Below are 3,793 nucleotides of genomic sequence, written 5' to 3'. Positions count from 1 at the left end.
GGCAGAACCGGGCTGGCCCCTGCTGTTCGCGGCGGCGGAGCAGTAGCGCCGGGCACAGCGGCGCGTGCAGTGCAGGTGCAGCGCGCCGGGCACAGCGGCGGCATGCAGTGTAGTTGCAGCGCCAGGCATAGCGGCGCGTGCGGTGCAGGTGCAGCGCCAGGCACAACTTGCGCAGCTGAAACAGCCAGAACACGAACAACTTGCGGGAAAAACTCCGCTGGTTCGTGGTCTGGCTGTTTTGTTTTGCAGCAAACTTGCAATTTAGCTGCACTTTGTGCACTTATTATGGCTCGAATTTGTTCAAATGCAGCAATAGCTGCATTCTGTGCAACTAAAAGTGCAGGATAGGGCAAAATTGGCTAAAATCCGGATTTTTAAGTGTACCGAATACAACTATATCTGGATAATGTCGTTTTTGGTTCTTTTGGTTGTACAAGCTGCAGTTAAAGTATGTATGCGTTCCGTAAAATGAGCTCGAAAAGGTACTCAGAAACCCGTGCGGCGAATCACCAACTAACTAGCACCTTATAACAAGCACACTGCGCATCAAGCAAAGCACATCGCACTTAGTTCACCCGCACCACCCTATATTAATCAATCACGTCAGCTGCCGTGTTCGATAAATAAGTTTTGACTGCCTCCGTGGTCATTCAACTAACGTTTCCCGTTTGCTTAATGAGCGGTGGACACTCCTATTTTGTGTTTGACACTGGCGACGGTTCCTTAGTCCACTCTGTTGGACCCTCACTGTCTGAAATAAACTTTCTCCAGTACTCTCCATTTTGTTTATTAAATATGATGATGTTGTTTTTGTTTACGGCAATCATTTCATATATCCCTGTGGTTGATGCTTCAATTGTGGTAGGCGAGCCTTTTTCCGAAAAAGTCAATTTAAGAAATACTCCTAGAATAAGAAAGCCTACTAAAATCGAAGTTCCAATAATGAGTGAGTTACCCTTGTTCATATTAACCCTCCCCAGGTCTATTCCAATTTAATTTTCGTCTTCAACTCCGGATAATCACTTTTTACCTTTCCTCCGCATAACTTTCCGTTAGCTTCTTTTGTTTTCTTAGTATCATCAAACTACCGTTTCCCGCCAGCTGCATTACTCAAATTACGCTCAATCCCTTTATAAACATCAACAAAGTTCCCGCCTTTATTCAAAGAATCGATCAGATTCAATAAACCGGGTGTACCAACAATCCCGTACCACCGCGAAACCTCGTAACACGCCAGTTCATAATTGATATGGCTTTCGGCATTTGGCTGAAATGCAGAGGGGGAGTCCAGACGATCAAAATCTATAGGTTCTTTCCCGTCATTAGTTTGGGTGTTCCAGGTCATTTCACTATCAGTGAATCGCCCATCAGCCATGGCGGCTAATCCCTCATCAAACCATATGGGAACCCTGCTGCTGTTTCTGAGCCTCTTCCTTAATTCGGAATGTGTAAATTCATGGGCAATCACGTTTTCGTTAAAGCCCCTTGGCCCGATAACAATGTAGGTATTCCACGGATAATAATAGGTTTGTCCAATATCTGAATTTGCGTATTTCTCTAAAGCCTCTTTAGTTTTTGCATAAATTATAACGGGAGCCGCCTCTTTTTTGCCAAAAATTTCATCGATTTTAACATTAGAGCTCTGAACATACTGGAGTAATTCTGCTTTTTCACTCTCCCTGAGCTCAGGTTCAACGTATACATTATAAGCAATTTCTTTCATATTAGAGTAGCTGATTAATACAGCATGGGTTTGCTTAGCATAAATCGAATACAATAACATTAAAACGAGCGCGAATATTAGAATGATTGACAAGCCGATTATTTTGATCCTTTTTGTTCTGAGGAATATCAATATAATGTTCTCCCATTAATTATTATTTGTGAAAAATCCTCCAATTCCCTTCAGAAACAACCTCCACTGCCCCGTCGGTCACTTTGATAGCGGTCTGATCATCGATCGCATAGGACGGTCCCCGCATTCCGGCGGCCCAACGCTCAGCGGCAGCCATGGTGTTGTCAGGCAGCAGTTCATGGTCTAGGTGCGGGAATATTGCAAAATCAACCAACCCCAGCGCCTCATCACCGCCCGCAGGTGGAGTCCAGCCGGAGAAGTATTTCCCGATGTTAGGTGCCATCACCATACTCCCTGCGCTCATTCCCACATAAACAGCCTGCAGCGTCGGCAAAAGCTCTGCCAGTCCAGACTGCCGCATCCAGTGGTTCAGGTAGAGGGCATCCCCGCCTGATACCAGCAGGACGTCCGTCTCCTGAACCAGCGGCACCCAGCGGTCCTTACTGATGCTTGGCAGTGCAGTCAACTCCAGCACGCCCACGGATTTCCAGCCCAGGTCAACCATAGGGTTCTCGGATTTCCCGCTGATGAATTCCCAGGCATTGATGCCGGGACCGACCCAGGGGTGGCCATACATTGCGGTGGGAATGCACAAAGCGTTGCAGCCGGCTATCGGTTTGCCGAGCATGTCTATCAGGGCGTTGTGGATGCTTTTGTTATTAACTCCCGCAGATGTTAGCAATAATCTCATAACCTCACACTCCTTGGTGGCTGAATAGATACTAGAGTAAGATCGACTATTGAGTGGGACAGCTTAAGCTGCTGTAACTCTGGTCATCGCACCTTTAAGTTTTTTCTTGGTGAGTGTTTGGGTTTTCATAATTTCCCAGTACCCAGTTGTTCGATAAAAGCATAGAACTCTCCTGCTAATAAACACTGATAACCACAGTGAAGGCAGCCGATATTGTGACCGGCTGCCTGTTGTGAAGTTATAGTGCTTGTCATTTATTTGATCCTATTGTGAGATTGCTCTGCCTTGGGAGCTATAGCCAGCAGCGCCCAGATATATTAGCAGCAGAGACTACTCCAATTTGTCCTCGGCAGCAGCCTTTCTGGCGGCTTCTTCCACATCCTCGGGCGCATGCGGGAGTCCAAGCTCCTTCTCGCGTTCTGCCTGTTTGCGATGGGCGATACGGCTGCTGGCCGCTGCAGCGATTGCGCCGACAATATCATCCAGGTAAGTATGTACCTGGCCGGTGCTTTTATCATTCAGCCGCTCAAGAACTCCTGGCTTCAGCTTATCTACGTAACCGTAATTGGTGAACCCTATGCTGCCGTATACGTTCACAATGGAGAAGGCCAGAATTTCATCTACGCCATACAGGCCTTCATCATTTTCGATCATATCCTGAAGAGGAGTGAACAGCTTGCCTTCCTCTGCCAGCACATCCAGCTGGATTCCGGTCAGCACGGCGTTCTGCACCTCGCGTTTACTGAGCACCATCTCGACGTTGTGAACACATTCCTCCATAGTTAGTGTGGGATAGTACTTCTGCTGCAAAAACATAACAAGCTCAGCAATTTCATTCACTGTAACGCCGCGCTCCTGCATCCAGTGCCTGGTTGCTTCTGCAACTGCTTTACTGTTAAGGCTGTACGGACCTTTAATTTTATTCATGATAGTCACCTCATTGTAGGAGTAGGCTGGACTCAGCCTTATAACTGTATTACCTCAGCAGGGGACAACGGACGCATCTTATTGTTATTGCAACAAAGTAAGCACACAGGTAGATTCCTTAAACTTGTCTACTGAGAGATCCTGCCCGCCTGCCTAGGCCGCAATCAAAGGCAAAAATGCCTCTGATTTGCTCGTTCCGCCCGCCGGAGCTGAAATCAAAGGCAAAAATGCCTTTGATTTGCCCGTTTCGCCCGCTGAGACCGAAATCAAAGGCAAAAATGCCTTTGATTTGCTCGTTCTGCCCGCCGAGGCCGAAATCA

General features: G+C 47.3%; 5 protein-coding genes. All 5 read right to left on the bottom strand.

Annotated features, from left to right (window positions below):
• The coding region (locus AWJ19_RS36125; protein WP_157889952.1) for a hypothetical protein at positions 1–280 on the bottom strand (280 nt) is incomplete at its 3' end.
• A gap of 412 nt (positions 281–692) precedes the next feature.
• Complete coding sequence (locus AWJ19_RS05935; protein WP_068722134.1) at positions 693–965, bottom strand: hypothetical protein; 273 nt, start codon at positions 963–965, stop codon at positions 693–695.
• A gap of 119 nt (positions 966–1,084) precedes the next feature.
• Positions 1,085–1,855 (bottom strand): hypothetical protein, encoded by a 771-nt coding sequence (locus AWJ19_RS05930; protein ID WP_068722133.1) that lies wholly within the window; start codon positions 1,853–1,855, stop codon positions 1,085–1,087.
• Positions 1,856–1,877: 22 nt separating this feature from the next.
• Positions 1,878–2,546, bottom strand: a complete 669-nt coding sequence (locus AWJ19_RS05925; RefSeq protein ID WP_068722132.1) for a Type 1 glutamine amidotransferase-like domain-containing protein — start codon at positions 2,544–2,546, stop codon at positions 1,878–1,880.
• A gap of 330 nt (positions 2,547–2,876) precedes the next feature.
• Positions 2,877–3,473, bottom strand: a complete 597-nt coding sequence (locus tag AWJ19_RS05920; protein ID WP_068722131.1) for a phosphatidylglycerophosphatase A — start codon at positions 3,471–3,473, stop codon at positions 2,877–2,879.
• Between the last annotated feature and the right edge of the window lie 320 nt (positions 3,474–3,793).

The organism is Paenibacillus sp. DMB5, assembly GCF_001517085.1.
Lineage (GTDB): Bacteria > Bacillota > Bacilli > Paenibacillales > Paenibacillaceae > Paenibacillus_AQ.
This window is presented reverse-complemented; position numbering and strand designations above follow the sequence as displayed.